The sequence below is a fragment of the Acinetobacter sp. genome (genome assembly GCF_045628685.1).
Taxonomy (GTDB): Bacteria; Pseudomonadota; Gammaproteobacteria; order Pseudomonadales; family Moraxellaceae; genus Acinetobacter.
On record NZ_JAZQPV010000082.1, the window covers coordinates 12,718 to 30,807 of the forward strand.

Here is an 18,090-nt window from a genome sequence, read left to right on the forward strand (position 1 = left end):
CTTGAGCTTGAACTTGAAAACAATTTTATCTCTGGAGGATAATTTCATGAAAATGAGTCGTATTGCATTAGCAATGCTCGTTGCTGCACCTTTGGCTGCTGCTAACGCTGGCGTAACTATTACACCATTAATGCTGGGTTATACTTGGCAAGATACTAAACACAACAATGGTCAATCTCATTTGTTATCTTCTAAACTTGGTCAAGGCGAGATGCAAGACGACTTGTTCGTTGGTGCTGCGCTTGGTGTTGAATTAACTCCATGGTTAGGTTTTGAAGCTGAATATAACCAAGTAAAAGGTGATGTTAACCAGTCACTTAATGCAATTGATCTTGCTGACTTCCCGGGTGCAACTAGAGCTGATGCGAGTAAAGTTGCAGAGGGTGCTGAATATAAACAAACTCAAATCAATGGTAACTTCTACGTTACTTCTGATTTAATCACTAAAGACTACGACAGCAAATTCAAGCCTTATGTATTAGGTGGTGCAGGTCACTACAAATACAAATTTACTGGTGTTGATCGTACTAACAGCCCAACAGCTCCAGTACGTCGTAACCGTGGTGACACGGAAGAAGGTACACTAGCGAATGCAGGTATCGGTGCATTCTATCGTGTGAATGATGCACTATCTTTGCGTGCTGAAGGTCGTGGTACTTATAACTTTGATGAGGAATTCTGGAACTACACAGCTTTAGCTGGTCTTAATGTCGTTCTAGGTGGTCACTTGAAACCAGCTGCTCCTGTAGTTGAAGTTGCTCCAGTTGAACCTGTAGCTCCAGTTCAACCAACAGAGTTGACTGAAGACCTTAACATGGAACTTCGTGTGTTCTTTGATACAAACAAATCAAACATCAAAGATCAATACAAACCAGAAATTGCTAAAGTTGCTGAGAAGTTAGTTGAATATCCAAACGCTACTGCTCGTATCGATGGCCATACAGATAACACTGGTCCACGTGCATTGAACGAACGTTTATCTCTAGCTCGTGCTAACTCTGTTAAATCTGCACTTGTAAATGAATACAATGTAGACCCAGCTCGCTTGTCTACTCAAGGTTTTGCTTGGGATCAACCGATTGCTGACAACACTACTAAAGAAGGCCGTGCTATGAACCGTCGTGTATTCGCGACTATTTCTGGTAGCCGTACAGTTATTGCTGAACCAACTCAAGTTCAATAATTAATTATTGAACTGAGCTAGAAAGCAGCCTTAGGGCTGCTTTTTTTATATCTGCTACATAAGCATAACTTGTTTAATACACTGTTTTATTTTTATCTTGTTCTAATAAATGTCCTTATACAATAAAAAGAGGGTGAAATCATGACCCAAATATTAACGACTAAAGATGGCACCTCAATTTATTATAAAGATTGGGGAAAAGGTGCTGTCGTTGTCTTTTCACATGGGTGGCCTTTATCGTGTGATGCTTTTGAAGACCAGATGTTATTTCTAGCTGAGCATGGCTATCGGGTCATTGCATTTGATCGGCGTGGACATGGGAGGTCAAGTCAGCCTTGGGATGGACATACCATCGACCAATATGCGGAAGATTTACATCAATTGGTTGAATATTTAAATTTGGATAATTTTACTTTAGTCGGACATTCTACAGGGGGTGCGGTAGTCACACGTTATACGACAAAATATGGACAGCAGAAGGTCACTAAACTTGCATTGATTGCTGCTGTGACTCCGTTAATGATTAAGCGAGACGATTATCCAGATGGCGTTGATCCAGAAGTGTTTGATGAAATGCGTGCAAATTTATTGGATAACAGAGCTGATTTTTATCTGGATTTTGCTAGAAAATTTTATGGTTATGACAAATTTCTCCATAAAATTTCAGAAGGTGTGGTGCAAAATTTTTGGCGTATCGCAATGCAAGGTTCAATCAAAGCGCATTACGATAGTATTGAGGCTTTTTCAGAAACCGATTTACGTGAAGATTTAAAACAGATTACTGTACCGACTTTGGTACTTTATGGAACTGCAGATGAAATTGTGCCGCCGGGAATTTGCAGTCAACAGGCAGTGAAGCTTTTAAAACATGGTATAGAAGAGCAAATTAAAGATGCACCACATGGTTTGTGTACGACCCATAAAAATGAAGTCAGTTTTGCTTTAAAACAATTTTTGGCAAATGACTCTTCAATATTATAGAAATAAAAAAACAGCCTTCTGGCTGTTTTTTTATTGAAGCAGATGTTTAATCACGTTCTACGTTTACCGGTTGAACATCCATTTCTTGATATGGGATTAATTTGGTTTTATTTTTCCATTTATAACCTAACCAGATCACAAGAAATAGTGGAATACTAATATAGGTTGAAAGTAAACCTAACCAATCAATTCCCCCCCCAATCAGTGCTTCGTAGTTCTGACCGAGAATAATGATTGAGCAGAGAATGAATGCAAACCAAGGTGCAAAAGGGAAGAATTTAGCTTTATAAGCTAAATCTTCGAGTTTATAGCCTTGTGCTAAATAGCCTTTACGGAAGCGGTAATGTGAAATGGCAATGCCCAACCAGACTATAAAACCACACATACCTGACATGTTGAGCAGCCAGTTAAAAACTTCTTGTTCGCCAATAAATGTGGTTAGGAAACACAGCGCAGCAATTGCTGTGGTGGCATAAAGTGCATTCATCGGTACGCCACGAGGGTCAAGCTTAGCAAACCATTTTGGTGCGCGGCCCTGACGTGCCATATCGAAAAGCATACGGGTGGATGAATACATACCTGAATTGCCTGCAGACAATATTGCAGTCAGAATCACCGCATTCATTAAACCTGCAGCAAAAGCAAAACCTGCCTTTTCATACAATAATGTAAAAGGTGAAAGAGTAATGTTGTCACTTGCAGCAGCTTGTAATAGACGAGGATCATCATAGGAAACTAAGGTGCCGATAATGAAAATACACACCACATAGAACAATAAAATACGCCAGAAAATTTGCTTAATGGCAACAGGAATAGTCTTTTTAGGATCTTTCGATTCACCCGCGGCAACACCCACCATCTCGGTTCCCTGAAACGAGAAGCCGGCAATCATCGCTACACCAATCATGGCTTGTAAGCCGCCAACAAAGGGTGCATCACCTTTGGTCCAGTTTGAGAAGGTCACCATGTTCGGTGTCAGCATGATTTTGGCAATCATGGCAATACCAATAATGATAAACACAATAATCGCAATGACCTTGACCAAAGAGAATAAGAATTCAGTTTCACCAAAGCCTTTAACTGTTAAGGCGTTAATACTAAAAATAATGGCAAGGAAAATGGCACTCCAGTAGAAACCTGGAATATCCGGGAACCAGAATTTCATAATAAACTGTACTGCAACCAGTTCAAAAGCAACGGTAATAGCCCAGTTATACCAATAGTTCCAGCCTAAAGCGAACCCAAATCCACCTTCCACATATTTAGTCCCATAGGTGAAAAATGCACCTGAAGTGGGGTTGTGCGTGGCTAGTTCGCCCAAACTCGTCATTAAGAAATAAATCATTAAACCAATAAGGGCATAAGCAAGTAATGCACCACCGGGACCTGCATTGGCAATGGTTGCACCAGAAGCCAAGAATAAACCAGTACCGATGGAACCACCAATAGCGATCATGTTGAGATGGCGAGCACCAAGCTTACGCTGTAGATGCGGTTGATCTGTTTCGCTCATCATTGTTCCTTAACATTCTTTTGAGTCTTGGCGAACAGCACTTTAAAGCCTTGTTGATCTGCTTTAGTCGTACATTGACCAAAATTCTGCTCAATTAATAATGGATAATTCAGAAAGCGGTTTGCCACAATCCATAATTCGCCGCCCGATTTTAAATGACGTCGTGACGTTTTACATAAACTTTCACTGGCGTTGTAATCGGTCTGGATACCCTGATGGAAAGGGGGGTTGCTGACGATGGCATGCAAGAATAGCGGCGCATCTTCAATACCTGTTACTGCGGTAATTTCAAGTTGCTCTGGTGAAAGACCATTTTTTTCAAAGGTCATGCGAGTAGAAGCCAATGCAAAAGCATCAACATCCATCGCAAAAATTCGATTTTTCGGATTTAATTTGGCTAAATAAGCACTGATTACGCCCGCACCACAGCCAAAGTCGGCAATTTTACCCGAAGTCACTTGTGATAAAAAAGGCAACAATACTGCTGTACCCACATCTAAACGATTTTGACTAAATACACCTGGAAGGGCGCAAATGGTTAAATCACCTTTAGGTGTCCCTACTGTATATTCTTGCGCCCAGTCTGCCAAGGCTTTCGCAGTCACTGTGGAGTCAAGGGTGACTTGCCACATTTGGCAATGGCGTGCGCTGTCAAGTTTAAGTGCTTTGCCATAAGGCTGTAACTGCTTGGCTGCACGTTCGACCCCGGCTTTTTTTTCACCGACCAGAAAAATAGAGGCACCCAGACCTAAGCGGCTTACGACATTATGGAGAAGATAGTTTAATAATTCTTTTGATTTTGGCACAAAAATGATCGCTTGATCAAAACTGCCTTCAGGAAGGTCAACACCAAAATGTACATGGGCTTGCTGCGACTGAAAATATTGAAATTCATTATTATTCCATGTCCACAAACACGGAGTGATATCTTTTTCTAAATTAGAAAGTAAATCATCCGTCGGTGCATTAACCAGCAATACACGTCCAGAAAGATATTCATGCTGTCGAATGACAACTTCACTTCTTGGATCCATTTTTTATCTCGCCATTGAAAAACTCTGCCCAGACAATGCTGGGCAGAGTTGATGCTGAAATGAAATTATTTCTTCGATTCAGGAAGAATAATATTTAATAACAATGCTGCAATACCGCCTGTCGCAACACCAGAACTGAAGATGTTACGGAATAGTTCAGGGAGGTGCTCAAGAATTTGTGGCACTTGTGCAACCCCTAACCCAAGGGCAAGCGAGATTGCAATAATCAACAAGGCACGACGGTCAAGTTGTACCCCTGAAAGAATATTAATTCCCGAAGCAGCAACAGCACCAAACATCACCATAACAGCACCACCCAGAACGGCTTGCGGAACTGCTTGGATTACACCGGCAACAGCAGGAAGTAAGCCCAGAATGACCAGTAATGCAGCAATCCAGATGCCCACATAACGGCTGGCAACACCCGTTAATTGAATGACACCATTATTTTGTGCAAAAACGGAACTTGGGAAAGTATTGAAAATACCGGCCAAGAAAGAATTTGCACCATTTACAAGTACACCACCTTTAATACGCTGCATCCATTTCGGACCATCTACCGGTTGGTTTGAAATTTTGGACGTCGCGGTGATATCTCCAATCGCTTCTAGCGATGTCACCAGGTAAATAAATGCCATTGGAATAAATAAGCTCCAAGAGAAACTTAAACCAAAGTGCATCGGGGTGGGAATTTGAACAAGAGGTGCATCTTTCACACCGGAAAAATCCAAATGTCCCATAAAGCCGGCGAGCATATAGCCAATAATTAATGCAATCAAAATCGCTGAACTTTTTACCCAGGTAATACGGATACGATTCAAAATAATAATGATCGCCAGTACGGTACATGACATGATCAGGTTATCTGCGTTAGCGAAAGTTTTGTCACTCATTGCCTGATAACCGCCTCCCATGCTGATTAAACCTTCTTTAATCAAGGTTAAACCGATCAGCAGGACAACAATACCTGTCACCAATGGTGTAATGAGTTTTTTTACCCAGGGTAAAATGCGTGAAACACCCATTTCAATAAATGAGCCTGCAATCACCACGCCAAAAATAGAAGCCATGACGGCTTCAACTGGGGTGCCCGCAGCAACCATAGCTGAGCCAATACCAATAATTGGGCCAATAAAGTTAAAGCTGGTGCCTTGAACAATCAGCAAGCCGGCGCCAAAAGGGCCAACTTTTTTGCATTGTAGAAAAGTCGCAATACCCGAGATCACCAAAGACATCGAAAGAATCATGTTCGTGTCTTCTCTTGAAACACCAAGAGCTAAACAAATCAGCAAACCAGGCGTGACAATAGGGACAATAATTGCAAGTAAATGTTGCAATGCAGCTAAGAAAGCGATGAATGGTTGAGGACGATCGTTCAATCCATAGACCAAATCAAGACGATCTTGTTGCTCGGGAGAGTTATTTAAATCAGACATGTAAGACAGGTACAGCAGCAATTTGTCGTTATTCTAATCGAGTTACAGTACATTACAAATGAAAAAAAGCCTGATTTGTTAAAAAAACTTGTAACTGTCAATAAACTGTCACTACTAAAACTTTGTATTTTTCTGTATAATTTGCCCTCAAATTAAATACGCATCGAATTTACATGTCAGATATTAAAACTCTCCGTAACATCGCCATTATTGCGCACGTCGATCATGGTAAAACCACTCTTGTAGACAAACTTTTACAACAATCAGGTGCTCTCGGTGATCGCGCGGGTGAGATCGAGCGTGTCATGGATTCTGGCGCTATTGAAAGCGAACGTGGTATTACCATTCTTGCAAAAAATACTGCAATTAAATGGACTGATGCACGTACTAACACAGAATACCGCATTAACATTGTGGACACCCCGGGACATGCTGACTTCGGTGGTGAAGTTGAACGTGTAATGTCTATGGTTGACTGTGTATTGCTTCTTGTAGACTCACAAGAAGGTCCAATGCCACAAACTCGTTTCGTAACGCAAAAAGCGTTCGCACGTGGTTTGAAACCAATCGTAATTATCAATAAAGTTGATAAACCAAGTGCGCGTCCAGACTGGGTAATTGACCAAGTATTTGACTTGTTCGATAACTTGGGTGCTTCTGACGAACAGTTAGATTTCCCAATCGTTTATGCATCTGGTCTTCGTGGTGTTGCTGGTCCTTCTCCAGAAGAACTTGCTGACGACATGACTCCATTGTTCCAAACAATCGTAGACATCGTTGAGCCGCCAGCAGTTGACGTTGATGGTCCATTCCAAATGCAGGTTTCATCTCTTGACTACAACAGTTTCGTAGGTGTAATCGGTATTGGCCGTATTCAACGTGGTTCAGTAAAATTGAATACACAAGTCACTGTGATTGATAAAGAAGGTAAGACTCGTAACGGTCGTATCCTAAAAATCATGGGCTACCATGGTCTTGACCGTGTAGATATCGAAGAAGCAAATGCAGGTGATATCGTTTGTGTAACAGGTATCGATGCATTAAACATTTCTGACACAATTTGTGATCCGAAAGCTGTTGAAGCACTTCCTCCACTTTCTGTAGATGAACCTACAGTGACCATGACTTTCCAAGTAAACAACTCACCGTTTGCTGGTAAAGAAGGTAAATTTGTAACTTCACGTAATATCCGTGAGCGTCTTGATCGCGAATTGATCCACAACGTGGCATTACGTGTTGAAGATACTGACAGTCCAGACCGTTTCAAAGTATCTGGCCGTGGTGAACTTCACCTTTCAGTTCTGATTGAAAACATGCGTCGTGAAGGCTTCGAAATGGGCGTATCACGTCCGCAAGTGATCATGAAAGAAGTTGATGGTCAAATGCAAGAACCGTTTGAAAACGTAACTTTTGACGTTGAAGAACAGCACCAAGGTTTCGTTATGGAACAAATGGGCTTCCGTAAAGGCGAAATGACCAATATGGAAGTAGACGGTAAAGGCCGTATCCGTATTGAAGCAACTGTTCCTTCACGTGGCTTGATTGGTTTCCGTTCGGAATACCTAACCATGACTTCTGGTACAGGGATCATGACTTCAAGCTTCTCGCATTATGGTCCTGCTAAACCAGGTACTGTTGCGAAACGTCAAAACGGTGTGTTGGTTTCTATGGTTCAAGGTGTGTGTCTTGGCTATGCATTGTTCACACTGCAAGACCGTGGTCGTCTATTTGCACGTCCTCAGTTAGAAGTTTATGAAGGAATGATCGTAGGTATTAACTCACGTTCTGACGACATGGCTGTGAACCCAACCAAGGCGAAACAGTTAACCAACGTACGTGCATCTGGTACAGATGAAGCGTTGACGTTAGTTCCTGCAATTGAATACACGCTTGAACAAGCGCTTGAATTCATTGAAGATGATGAACTAGTTGAAGTAACCCCTAAATCAATCCGTATTCGTAAACGTTGGTTGACTGAAGGCGAACGTAAACGTAACCGTGGTAAATAAGATTTAAAAATAAGCTTGCTCATTTAGAGCGATATTATGAAAAAATGCTATCAATTTATTGGTAGCATTTTTTTGTTTGTAATTGGCAATTCCATATATTCAAAAGAAATAATTCCGAGTAAATTACAAGGAATTTTGAACTGTTATAAAAGCCCTGCCATGCAATACAGTTCTCGAAATATTTAATTAAAAAGAATAGTTTTAAGATAAAGAGGAAAAAGACATGAGTATTGTTCAAGAATTTAAAGAATTTGCCCTCAAAGGCAATATGATGGATTTAGCAATTGGTGTCATCATTGGTGGTGCGTTCAATAAAATCATTGATTCATTGGTGAACGACATTATTATGCCTTTACTCTCAGTGATCACCGGTGGCATAGACTTCACACAAAAGTTTTTTGTCTTAGGACGTAATCCAGATAATTTGCAAACTTTAGATGCCTTGCAAAAAGCGGGGGTGAATGTTTTAACTTACGGTAACTTTTTAACCGTTTTCTTAAACTTCCTTATTCTGGCTTGGGTAGTTTTCTTACTGGTTAAACTCATGAATCGTTTACGTAAACAGGAAGGACCGGTAGAGGAAACAGAAACCACTCCAGCCGATATCGAATTACTTCGCGAAATTCGTGATGAATTGAAAAAACGTCCACCACTGTAATTTTATTTATACAAACAACGGCACTTTAATGTGCCGTTTTTTATGAAAGCTCAATTAAATGCTAAATGAATATATTCATCTTTTAATTGCACTGAATTCCCCGCATTAAAGGATGAGTAATATGGTCCTTCTTCTTCAAATTCCTCTTCTGCACTTCTTTGACGAACAATAAAAATATGTTCAGGATATTTTTCACTGAAAGTTTTAATATTTTCTTCGACATCGTACCAAGGAACACTATCATTAATATTGCCGTTTAAATCAAAGGCCATTTCTGCAAAGCTATTTGGATCTGCCTCGCGATCTTTATAAAGTATTTGGATAATTTCATTTTTTTCTTGAGTTGAAATTACTTGACCATCTTTGATATTTAAGACAGCTAAACGAATATACGAATACATCCCCATTTTTTATTCCTGTTAGTTTTTTATTTTCCATTTTTCATATAATTAAATTTGAAGGTGAGGTCAAAAGCATAATCACAATTATTTAAATTATGCTTTTAAACATTAATAGTTAACGCTAATCCATCCGAAACTTAATTTCCAATAAATGCCAGCCAAACTGACTTTTGATTGGGCCGTGTAATTCACGTTCCGGCAAGGTAAATACCGCTTTATCAATTGGACCAACCAACTGACCTTTTTTAATCTCACCCAATTCACCGCCTTTTTTACCCGACGGACAAGTCGAATGCTGTTTGGCGAGTTTGGCAAAATCTGCACCGGCTTTAATTTTCTTTTTTAGCTGTTCAGCCATTTCTTTATCTTTCACTAAAATATGACGGACGATGGCAGATTTCATGCTTTATTCCCTTTAGATGGAGTCTTGGTCGCTATTTTAACTTTTTTTAAAGGTTGACATTGCGGACAAAATACACTGGCACGTTGTCCAAGCTTTAAATTTTCCAAAGTGGTTTCACAGTTGATGCACATCTCGCCAGCACGACCGTAGGCCAACAGGGTTTGCTGGAAATAACCATTTTCACCCATCGCATTGGTATAGTCACGTAGGGTAGAGCCGCCTAAATCAATTGCCTGTTTTAAAATCCGTTTAACTTCGATCACCAATTTTTCAATTTGAACACGGCTTAAACTGGATGCGGGCTGAGCAGGATGGATGCCTAAGTTAAACAGGCTTTCAGTGGCATAGATATTTCCCACACCGACCACAATATGATTGTCCATAATCGCTACTTTAGCACCGACATTTTTCTTTTTAAATTTTTCCGCTAAATATTCCGCATTAAAAGCTTCACTTAAAGGTTCTGGTCCTAAAGTATCAATCAGTTTACTTTGTGAATTGGAATCTAACCATAAAATACAGCCGAAACGACGCGGATCATGATAACGCAGTTCTACATCCTCAAACTGAATAATCACATGATCATGCTTACGCAATTCTGTATTTGCATCACAAAGACGGAAACTGCCCGACATGCCTAAATGCCATAGCATGCTGTCGTGTTCAAATTCCGCCAGAATATATTTAGAACGTCGGGTAAGCTTAACTAATTTTTGTCCCTTCAATTTCTGAATATCATCAGGAATAGGCCAGCGTAAACGTGATTCACGCACTTGAATAGAAACGACTTTTTGGTCAATTAAAGGCAATAAACTGGTTTTGGTGGTTTCAACTTCTGGTAATTCGGGCATGCTGGATTCTAGTATGAGTAGATAATGCTAATATCGGGTTGCCAGTGAATGAATGCAAGTTTTTATTTTAAAGTAGAGTTCAGTCAGTAAAATTTATGCTTTTCCCCTAGAATGATCATTTTTAAATTGATTAAAAATGTACTGTTAAGTTTTATTTTAAATACTTTTTTAATAAACATAATAATTTTTTAAATTTATTTTTGAATTTAATAGATTGAAAAATATTAATATATTTACTTTTAATTAAACTAATTTTTATTTATTTTGGTTTATATATAACTTTTTGTTTTCACTATAATAAAAAAATTGATGAGATTAATATTTAAAAATTATGTAATTTTCACACAATATATGCAATTTATTTGAATTGTATTCTCTTGAACGTTGCTGTGATTTCTTGTATGAAAAAATTTAGTCTCGCTTTATTACCAACTTTGATGATGGTTGCCATGACCCAAACTCAAGCCGCTGAAGCATTTGACCCAAATGGTCAGTATTTGTTAGGGGACTGGAACGGTAAACGTACTGAACTTGCTGCTCAAGGTGTGAAATTTGATGCCAATATTGCTGCTGATGCTGCCTATTTAGCTGATGGTGGCCGTGATGACGGCAATGATCCGACTGTGGCGAGCCAATTATGGTTAGGCTCAACCTTTAATATGGAAAAACTTGCAGGCTGGGATGGGGTGACGATTCGTGCTGCGCTAAGTGCGCGTCAAGGGCAAAGTACAACCGTCGATGATTTACAAGGTGAGGTGCCGCAACTTGCCAATGTTCAAGCAAACTTTGGCCGTGGTAATCAAAAAACCCGTTTAAGTGAATTGTCGATTGAAAAGAATTTTAAAGCGCAAGGCATCAGTGTCAAGGTCGGTCGTTTAGGTCTGGGTATGGACTTTAACGTGATGGCGTGTGATTTTCAAAGTACGGCATTTTGTGCAGCGCAAATGGGGAAATGGCAAGGTAATATCTGGATGAACACGCCTGTTGCACAGTGGGGTGGCCGCGTTAAATATCAGGTGATGCCTGAAGTATTTACTCAAGTCGGTATCTATGAATATAACCCTGAAAATGCTTTAGAGCGTTATGGGTGGAATCTGGATACCGACAATGCCGATGGGGTAACCATTCCAGTTGAAGTGGTATGGCAACCCAAATCATTTGTGAATGGTTTACCGGGGAGCTACCGTGTAGGTGGAATATATAACACTGCAGATGATGCTAAAAATCAATATGATGTTGCTTATGCAAAAGGCACTGTAGCTGAAGATCGCACTTATGGAGGCTGGTTGGCAGTAGAACAACAGTTGACATCGACAGGTGCAGGTCGTCAAGGTTTGCATAGCTTTGCAAACCTTACCTGGCATGACCGTACCACCACTAAAGTGGATAATTCACAACAAATTGGTGTGAAATATATTGGTCTATTCGATTCTCAGCCGAATGACATTTTAGGTCTGGGGGTAAACCGTGTACACGTAAATGACCGTGTGACTCATCCTGCATTTAATGCCAGTGCTGAATACAATGTTGAATTGAACTACAGCTATTACCCAACCAAATGGTTAATGCTTCGTCCGAATATTCAATATGTTATTAACCCAGGCGCTACAAATAATGTGGATGATGCATTGGTACTTGGTTTAAGCTCTAAAGTGATATTTTAATATGACATAGAGAGTGACCTATGCAAGGTAAACTTCACCTGATTCCTGTCAATATGACTTTACTTTGCCTGACGGCATGCATCTGCCAAAACCTCTATGCTGAAACAGGTTCTACGGAACCTGTTTTGTTGCCTACCTTAAAAATAGAAGCGACACGCACAGATACCGACTGGTTGAAAACACCGGCTTCCGTGTATCGAATCGATCAAGATAACAATAAAAATAATCTCGGTGTCAATTTATCTGAAACCTTAAAAGGTGTTCCCGGCTTACAATTGAATAACCGTGAAAATTACGCGCAAGATTTACAAATCTCGATGCGCGGCTTTGGCGCACGTTCAACTTTTGGGGTACGTGGTATCCGCTTATATGTCGATGATATTCCAGCCACCATGCCTGATGGTCAGGGGCAAACCTCAAATATTGATCTAGGAAGTCTGGATCATATTGAAGTATTGGGTGGACCATTTTCATCACTTTATGGTAACTCTTCTGGCGGGACGATTTTAACCACCACTAAACAAGGCGAAGGTCGAGATTCTATCCAGTTAGGCTACTCAGGCGGTAGTCATGATAAAGGTCGTGCGGATATTGTCTTACAGGGCGGGGCAGACCAACCCAATGAACCGAGTTATGTTGTAAGTTCATCTTATTTTGATACCGATGGCTACCGTGAGCATAGCGCTGCCAAAAAAGTGTTAAGCAATGCCAAACTGACCTGGGACTTGGATGATGGTTCTAAGGTGAACTGGATTGTGAACCATGTCGATATCAATGCAGATGATCCCCAAGGATTGACCCGAGCGCAATGGAAAGCCAATCCTAAACAACAAGTTCCATTCTTAAAACAGTTTGATGTTCGTAAAGAAATTAATCAGACTCAAACAGGTTTGATCTGGTCTAAGCCGATTAATGATCAGCACGAATTATACGCTATGCTTTATGCTGGACATCGTGAAGTCACGCAGTATCAATCGATTCCTAAAGGAGAAGCCTCACCAGAATTAGGGCTGGATGATAAAGGTAATCCAATTCCTTCGAGCAGTCAGCAAAATCCACGTCATGCAGGTGGGGTAATCGATTTCTCTCGTGACTTCTACGGCACAGATTTGCGCTGGACAGGAAAGGATTTACTGCCAAATACCCGTTTAACAGCCGGTCTTGCTTTTGACTATATGCATGAAGACCGTCAGGGTTATGAAAACTTTGATAGTAAGGGTCAGTATGGGGTAAAAGGCAATTTACGCCGTGATGAGAAAAACAGTCTATGGAACCTTGATCCTTATGTTCAGGCTTCATGGGAGTTTTTACCTGCATGGCGTTTAGATACGGGCCTGCGTTACAGTAATGTGCATTATGAATCTAAAGATGCCTATTTCAAAGCAGCTGAATATCCTGCAGACAGGGATAATGGTGATGACAGTGGTAAAAAAGACTATCAAAAGCTGTTGCCTTCAGCTGCCTTGACCTGGGAAATTACTCCGCAATTATCAACTTACATGAGTTATGCCAAAGGTTTTGAAACCCCGACTTTTACCGAAATGGCCTATCCAACGGTGGGGACATCTGGGATTAACTTTGATTTAAATCCTGCGACCAGTGATAATTATGAACTGGGCTTAAAATCTCAAAATCGTTTTGGTCATTTCACGGCAGCTGTGTTCCAAAGTGAAACACAAAATGACATTGTTTCAGCGGAATCGAACAATGGTCGTAATACTTTCCGCAATGCCGATAAAACGCTAAGACAGGGTGCAGAACTCTCCTGGAATAAAAAGCTTTGGCGTGATTTAACTGCCCAAGCAAGTTATAGTTTTATCGATGCAACATTTGATGCTGATATCCCCAATACAGATCCTGTAAAGGTGGTGGCAAAAGGCAATTATATTCCGGGTGTCGCTAAAAATCAGGCTTTTGTTGCTTTGGCTTGGCAGCCTGAAACCGGCTTGAATGCCGGACTGGATGTCCGCTATATTGACAAACTGTATGTCGATGACATCAATTCAGATGCTGCGCCAAGCTATACCATAACCAGTGCCAATGTCGGTTACATCTGGAAAAATGCAGACTGGAAAGTGCGTACTTTTGCCCGGGTCGATAACCTGTTTGATGAAGAGTATGTGGGTTCCGTTATTGTCAATGACGGAAATGGCCGTTTCTTTGAACCTGCAGATGGCATGAACTGGAGCGCAGGTTTAAGTATAACCAAAGCATTTTAAGGAGAATAAGTGTGTCTTTATTATTTGAATCCATTCAATTTGGCTCTTTAAAACTTGATAATAAAATTGTGATTGCCCCGATGTGTCAGTATTCAGCAACTGAACAGGGCGAAGTGACGTATTGGCATGAACAGCAATGGGCCAATTATGCATTATCTGGTGCGGGTCTATGCGTTGTTGAAGCTACTGCGGTGCAGCCTGAAGGACGGATTAGTTATGCTGACTTAGGGCTTTGGAATGACTTGCAACGTGCCCAAATGAAAGCGTTATTGGCTAAAGTAAAATCTTTATCTCCTATGCCTTTTGGTATCCAATTGGCACATGCGGGCCGCAAGGCCTCTACCGATAAACCCTGGGATGGAAAAGGTCAATTTAAGCCGGAAGAGGTCCATGGCTGGCAAACCGTTTCTGCCAGTGAGTTACCCTTTAACCTGACGGATCACGCTCCACATGCGCTAAATAAAGATGAAATCCAGAAAGTGATTCAGGACTTTGCTGATACTGCTGTGCGTGCGGTAGATGCCGGATTTGATTTGATTGAAGTCCATGCAGCCCATGGTTATTTGCTGCATCAGTTTATGTCGCCACTGTCGAACAAGCGTACCGATGAATATGGCGGCAGTTTTGAGAACCGCATCCGTTTAACGCTTGAGGTTTTTCAGGCAATCAAAAATGCAGTACCTCGTGATTATCCAATTGGGGTGCGTATTTCTGCAACTGACTGGATGGATGGAGTAGAGAGTTGGGACGTGGAGTCTTCGGTCGGTTTATCAAAAGCTTTAGAGCAGTTAGGTGCGGTCTATATTCATGTATCCAGTGGTGGTTTGCATGCCAATCAAGAGATTAAAATTGGTGCCAATTATCAAGTACCTTTTGCTGAAGCAATAAAGAAAGTGATTCAGATTCCAGTGATTGCAGTCGGGCTGATTACTGAAGCAGAACAGGCTGAAAGCATTTTAACCATGGGACAAGCTGATGCGATTGGTCTGGCTCGCGCTATGCTCTATGATCCACGTTGGCCTTGGCATGCGGCAGCGACATTGGGTGCGCATATAAAAATTGCACCCCAGTATTTGCGCTGTCAGCCGCATGGCGTGAAATCTCTGTTTGAACCCTTTTAGAAATAAAATTTAATTGTAAAAATGCAGTGATTAAGCAGAGCTAAGCTTGTCTGACAATAAGGAGCAGTTGTGGTTTTAAGTGTAATTTTACCTATATGCCTGCTGCTTCTGTTGGGATTTATATGTGTAAAATTCGACTTTATTTTAGCCGAGCATATAAACGGCTTAAGTCAGTTTGTTTTTAAAATCTCTTTGCCTGCATTTTTGCTGCAAGCTTTAGCCAGTAAGCGCTTCGATGAAATCTGGAATTCCAGTTATTTTATGGGTTATGGCGGTGGTTCGCTGATTATTTACGCGTTTTCCTTTTTATTGTATCGTAAATTTTTCCACTGTCGACTGACTGAATCTGGTGTGTTGTCCATGGGGGCCTCCATGTCTAATACCGGGTTTATCGGGACAGCAATCCTCACAATGCTGATTGGACAGCAGGCAGCAATTTATCTTTCTCTGACCCTGATTATTGAAAATTTATTGATTGTAGCGTTGACGCTGATTATTGCTGAAGCAGGTGCAAATCAACAACGGGCGACATCACAGGTGCTTAAACAGACCTTGCATAATGTAGTTAAAAATCCGGTCATTCTGTCGATTGTATTTGGCATGTTGTGCGTGATCTTGAATATCCATCTTCCATCCTACTTAGTTCAGGTTTTGGAGATGTTGGGTAAAACTGCATCTCCGATTGCTTTATTTGTGATTGGGGGAAGTCTGGCCGGTATGAGTTTAAAAGCTGTCGATCTGCAAAGCATAGTTTTGGTGGGGATTAAAATAGTCTTGATGCCGCTGACTATTTTTATGTTATTAAATATTTTACCGAATGTTAGTCAAGAAATGCTTTATGCCGGGACATTGCTTGCCGCACTACCAATGCCGATTGTATTTGGAATTATGGGGCAGCACTATGGACTCAATGATAAAGCTCTCAGCGCTTTAATGTTAAGCACAGTATTGGGCTTTATACTGCTAAGTGGCCTGATTGCCATGTGGTGGTAACAAATTCTTCTAGTCATAAAAAAAGCCCCATGGTGAAGGGGCTTTTTTTATTGGAGAAAATTTAGCTTTTTTTCGCAGCTTTTGCCGGATTTTTCGCTTGTTCAGCAATCATTTTGTCCACTGCTGCTAAAGATTCCTTGGCTTGCGGTATATTTTCTTTTGCTAGGGCTGAAAAAATCTTTTTCGCTTCAGGCAGGTTTTGCGGAATAATATTGCCATTGGTAAACATATTGCCCACTGCCATGAGAGCAGGGATATAGCCTTTTTGCGCTAAGTCCTGAATGCTTTTCAAGCCTTGTTTAATCGGAGCTTCATTTTTATTCTTAAATCCCTGACTAATGTCATATAAGGCTTTGGCATGAATTGCTTGATAATTATCTTTTTTAATTAAAGGATCTAATTTTTGTAAGGCCAGTTTTTCTGAAGCAGGGGTGCCTTCAGCAAAAAGTAAAACTGCCAAATCGACCGTGGCATCAGCAAACCCCTGGTTAGATGATTTCTCTAAATACTGTTTGGCTTTTTTAATGTCTTGTTTCAGACCTAAAGTTCCTCCCACATAGTTTTTACCCAGTACATAGTTGGCAACCGGATAACCTTTGTTTGCAGCCTCTTCATATAGCTTGATGGCTTTTTTTTCATCTTTGGCTGTACCTTGACCGGTTTGAGTCAGATAGCCTAGGTTATAAATGGCTTGAGGGTTACCTGCTTTGGCCAATTTTTCCAGTTCTTGGTAGGCATCTTTCATATTATTGGCTTTGACCAATGCTTCAATTTTGGCAAATGCAGGATCAACCGAGTTGGTTGCCATTTCTGCCATTGCAAGATGTGAGGATAAAGCGAGGATGCTGGCACATATAATTTTTTTCATAGTTTTATAACCTTTTTATAAACAATCACATAATTCCATTTATGCGTTTAAGAATGTATGTGTAAGATTCAATACAACATCATAAGTTTAATTATGTGAATGTAAATATATGATTTGTGTATTACATAAAATTTTGTTGATATTTGCCGCATAAGTGCTTAAGTAAATCATGAGTCGCTTAACTCGGCCTTAAGTACTTTTCCGTTTTAACATGAATTGTTTTTCTATAGTTAAAATTTTACTTCAAGTGAAATTTTATGCCATAAAAAGGTTCAGAGGAAGCAACTTCACTTTGCTTTTTTCTCAATCTTTGTTTAAATCGCAGCTGAATAAAATTGTGAGTATATGAATGTTCATCAAAGCGATTAAACGGGCATATGATCAGATTAATCTGGATGAAAGCATTCCGGATGAAGACAAATTTGATGCATTGTTGATGAGATTGGGCAAAAACTTTTTGGTGAGCAAAGAAGACCGCGTTTATATCTTTGAATATGAGGGCAAGACTGCACGTATTGATGCAAAACATGCACGTGCATTTCATTTTAAAGAGTATGTCATTAAAGACATGAACAAGCTATTTCACGATTTTAATTTGTGATTGAAAAAGCCTCCGATTTGAACCGCACCCCGAAAGTTAGACACTTAATCTAATTTGAAGGGTGCTTTTCTATGGCTAAACATTCTCAAGAATTTAAACTGAAAGTTGTTCAAACCTACTTATCCAATGGTGGAGGATATAAAAAAACAGGTGAA

Annotated in this window: 16 protein-coding genes; 9 read left to right on the top strand and 7 right to left on the bottom strand. The window is 40.4% G+C overall.

Going from position 1 to position 18,090, the window contains the following annotated elements; genetic code table 11:
* Positions 1-46: 46 nt before the first annotated feature.
* Positions 47-1,183 carry an outer membrane protein Omp38 gene (gene omp38, locus ACKI4H_RS11160; protein ID WP_407305729.1) on the top strand — a complete coding sequence of 379 codons (1,137 nt, stop codon included), beginning with the start codon at positions 47-49 and terminating at the stop codon, positions 1,181-1,183.
* A gap of 141 nt (positions 1,184-1,324) precedes the next feature.
* Positions 1,325-2,164, top strand: a complete 840-nt coding sequence (locus ACKI4H_RS11165; RefSeq protein WP_407305731.1) for an alpha/beta fold hydrolase — start codon at positions 1,325-1,327, stop codon at positions 2,162-2,164.
* 46 nt (positions 2,165-2,210) lie between these two features.
* On the opposite strand, the gene ACKI4H_RS11170 is transcribed toward ACKI4H_RS11165, so the two are convergent.
* The 3 genes from ACKI4H_RS11170 to ACKI4H_RS11180 form a co-directional block, all read right to left on the bottom strand.
* Complete coding sequence (locus ACKI4H_RS11170; RefSeq protein ID WP_407305733.1) at positions 2,211-3,677, bottom strand: amino acid permease; 1,467 nt, start codon at positions 3,675-3,677, stop codon at positions 2,211-2,213.
* On the bottom strand, positions 3,677-4,711 hold the full coding sequence (locus tag ACKI4H_RS11175; RefSeq protein ID WP_407305735.1) for a methyltransferase: 1,035 nt from the start codon (positions 4,709-4,711) through the stop codon (positions 3,677-3,679). Before ACKI4H_RS11175 ends, ACKI4H_RS11170 begins: the two co-directional genes overlap by 1 nt.
* Before the next feature lie 65 nt (positions 4,712-4,776).
* On the bottom strand, positions 4,777-6,147 hold the full coding sequence (locus ACKI4H_RS11180) for a uracil-xanthine permease family protein (RefSeq protein ID WP_407305737.1): 1,371 nt from the start codon (positions 6,145-6,147) through the stop codon (positions 4,777-4,779).
* 173 nt (positions 6,148-6,320) lie between these two features.
* Between ACKI4H_RS11180 and typA the strand changes: the two genes are divergently transcribed.
* Together typA and mscL are read left to right on the top strand one after the other, a co-directional pair.
* Entirely contained in the window at positions 6,321-8,156 is a 1,836-nt protein-coding gene (gene typA / locus ACKI4H_RS11185) for a translational GTPase TypA (protein WP_131317827.1), read from the top strand.
* 223 nt (positions 8,157-8,379) lie between these two features.
* Positions 8,380-8,814 (top strand): large conductance mechanosensitive channel protein MscL, encoded by a 435-nt coding sequence (gene mscL, locus ACKI4H_RS11190; protein ID WP_407305739.1) that lies wholly within the window; start codon positions 8,380-8,382, stop codon positions 8,812-8,814.
* Positions 8,815-8,864: 50 nt separating this feature from the next.
* On the opposite strand, the gene ACKI4H_RS11195 is transcribed toward mscL, so the two are convergent.
* The 3 genes from ACKI4H_RS11195 to mutM form a co-directional block, all read right to left on the bottom strand.
* Entirely contained in the window at positions 8,865-9,221 is a 357-nt protein-coding gene (locus tag ACKI4H_RS11195; RefSeq protein WP_407305741.1) for a hypothetical protein, read from the bottom strand.
* 115 nt (positions 9,222-9,336) lie between these two features.
* Entirely contained in the window at positions 9,337-9,618 is a 282-nt protein-coding gene (locus ACKI4H_RS11200; protein ID WP_131317825.1) for a peptidylprolyl isomerase, read from the bottom strand.
* A complete protein-coding gene (mutM, locus tag ACKI4H_RS11205) occupies positions 9,615-10,469 on the bottom strand; it encodes a bifunctional DNA-formamidopyrimidine glycosylase/DNA-(apurinic or apyrimidinic site) lyase (protein WP_407305744.1) in 855 nt (284 codons plus the stop codon). Before mutM ends, ACKI4H_RS11200 begins: the two co-directional genes overlap by 4 nt.
* A gap of 401 nt (positions 10,470-10,870) precedes the next feature.
* On the opposite strand from mutM, the gene ACKI4H_RS11210 reads away from it, so the two are divergent.
* From ACKI4H_RS11210 to ACKI4H_RS11225, 4 genes are all read left to right on the top strand, one after another.
* Positions 10,871-12,133, top strand: coding sequence for a carbohydrate porin (locus ACKI4H_RS11210; protein WP_407305746.1), 1,263 nt, complete (start codon positions 10,871-10,873; stop codon positions 12,131-12,133).
* A gap of 20 nt (positions 12,134-12,153) precedes the next feature.
* Positions 12,154-14,352, top strand: coding sequence for a TonB-dependent receptor domain-containing protein (locus ACKI4H_RS11215; protein ID WP_407305748.1), 2,199 nt, complete (start codon positions 12,154-12,156; stop codon positions 14,350-14,352).
* An 11-nt stretch (positions 14,353-14,363) separates the two neighbouring features.
* Complete coding sequence (locus tag ACKI4H_RS11220; protein ID WP_407305750.1) at positions 14,364-15,473, top strand: NADH:flavin oxidoreductase/NADH oxidase; 1,110 nt, start codon at positions 14,364-14,366, stop codon at positions 15,471-15,473.
* 69 nt (positions 15,474-15,542) lie between these two features.
* A complete protein-coding gene (locus ACKI4H_RS11225) occupies positions 15,543-16,466 on the top strand; it encodes an AEC family transporter (protein ID WP_407305752.1) in 924 nt (307 codons plus the stop codon).
* Between the two features lie 61 nt (positions 16,467-16,527).
* Here the strand turns inward: ACKI4H_RS11225 and ACKI4H_RS11230 are convergent, their stop codons facing one another.
* Positions 16,528-17,334: a tetratricopeptide repeat protein gene (locus ACKI4H_RS11230; RefSeq protein WP_407305754.1), complete on the bottom strand. Its 807-nt coding sequence runs from the start codon at positions 17,332-17,334 to the stop codon at positions 16,528-16,530.
* A 349-nt stretch (positions 17,335-17,683) separates the two neighbouring features.
* Between ACKI4H_RS11230 and ACKI4H_RS11235 the strand changes: the two genes are divergently transcribed.
* Positions 17,684-17,935 (top strand): hypothetical protein, encoded by a 252-nt coding sequence (locus ACKI4H_RS11235; RefSeq protein ID WP_131317812.1) that lies wholly within the window; start codon positions 17,684-17,686, stop codon positions 17,933-17,935.
* Positions 17,936-18,090 lie beyond the last annotated feature (155 nt).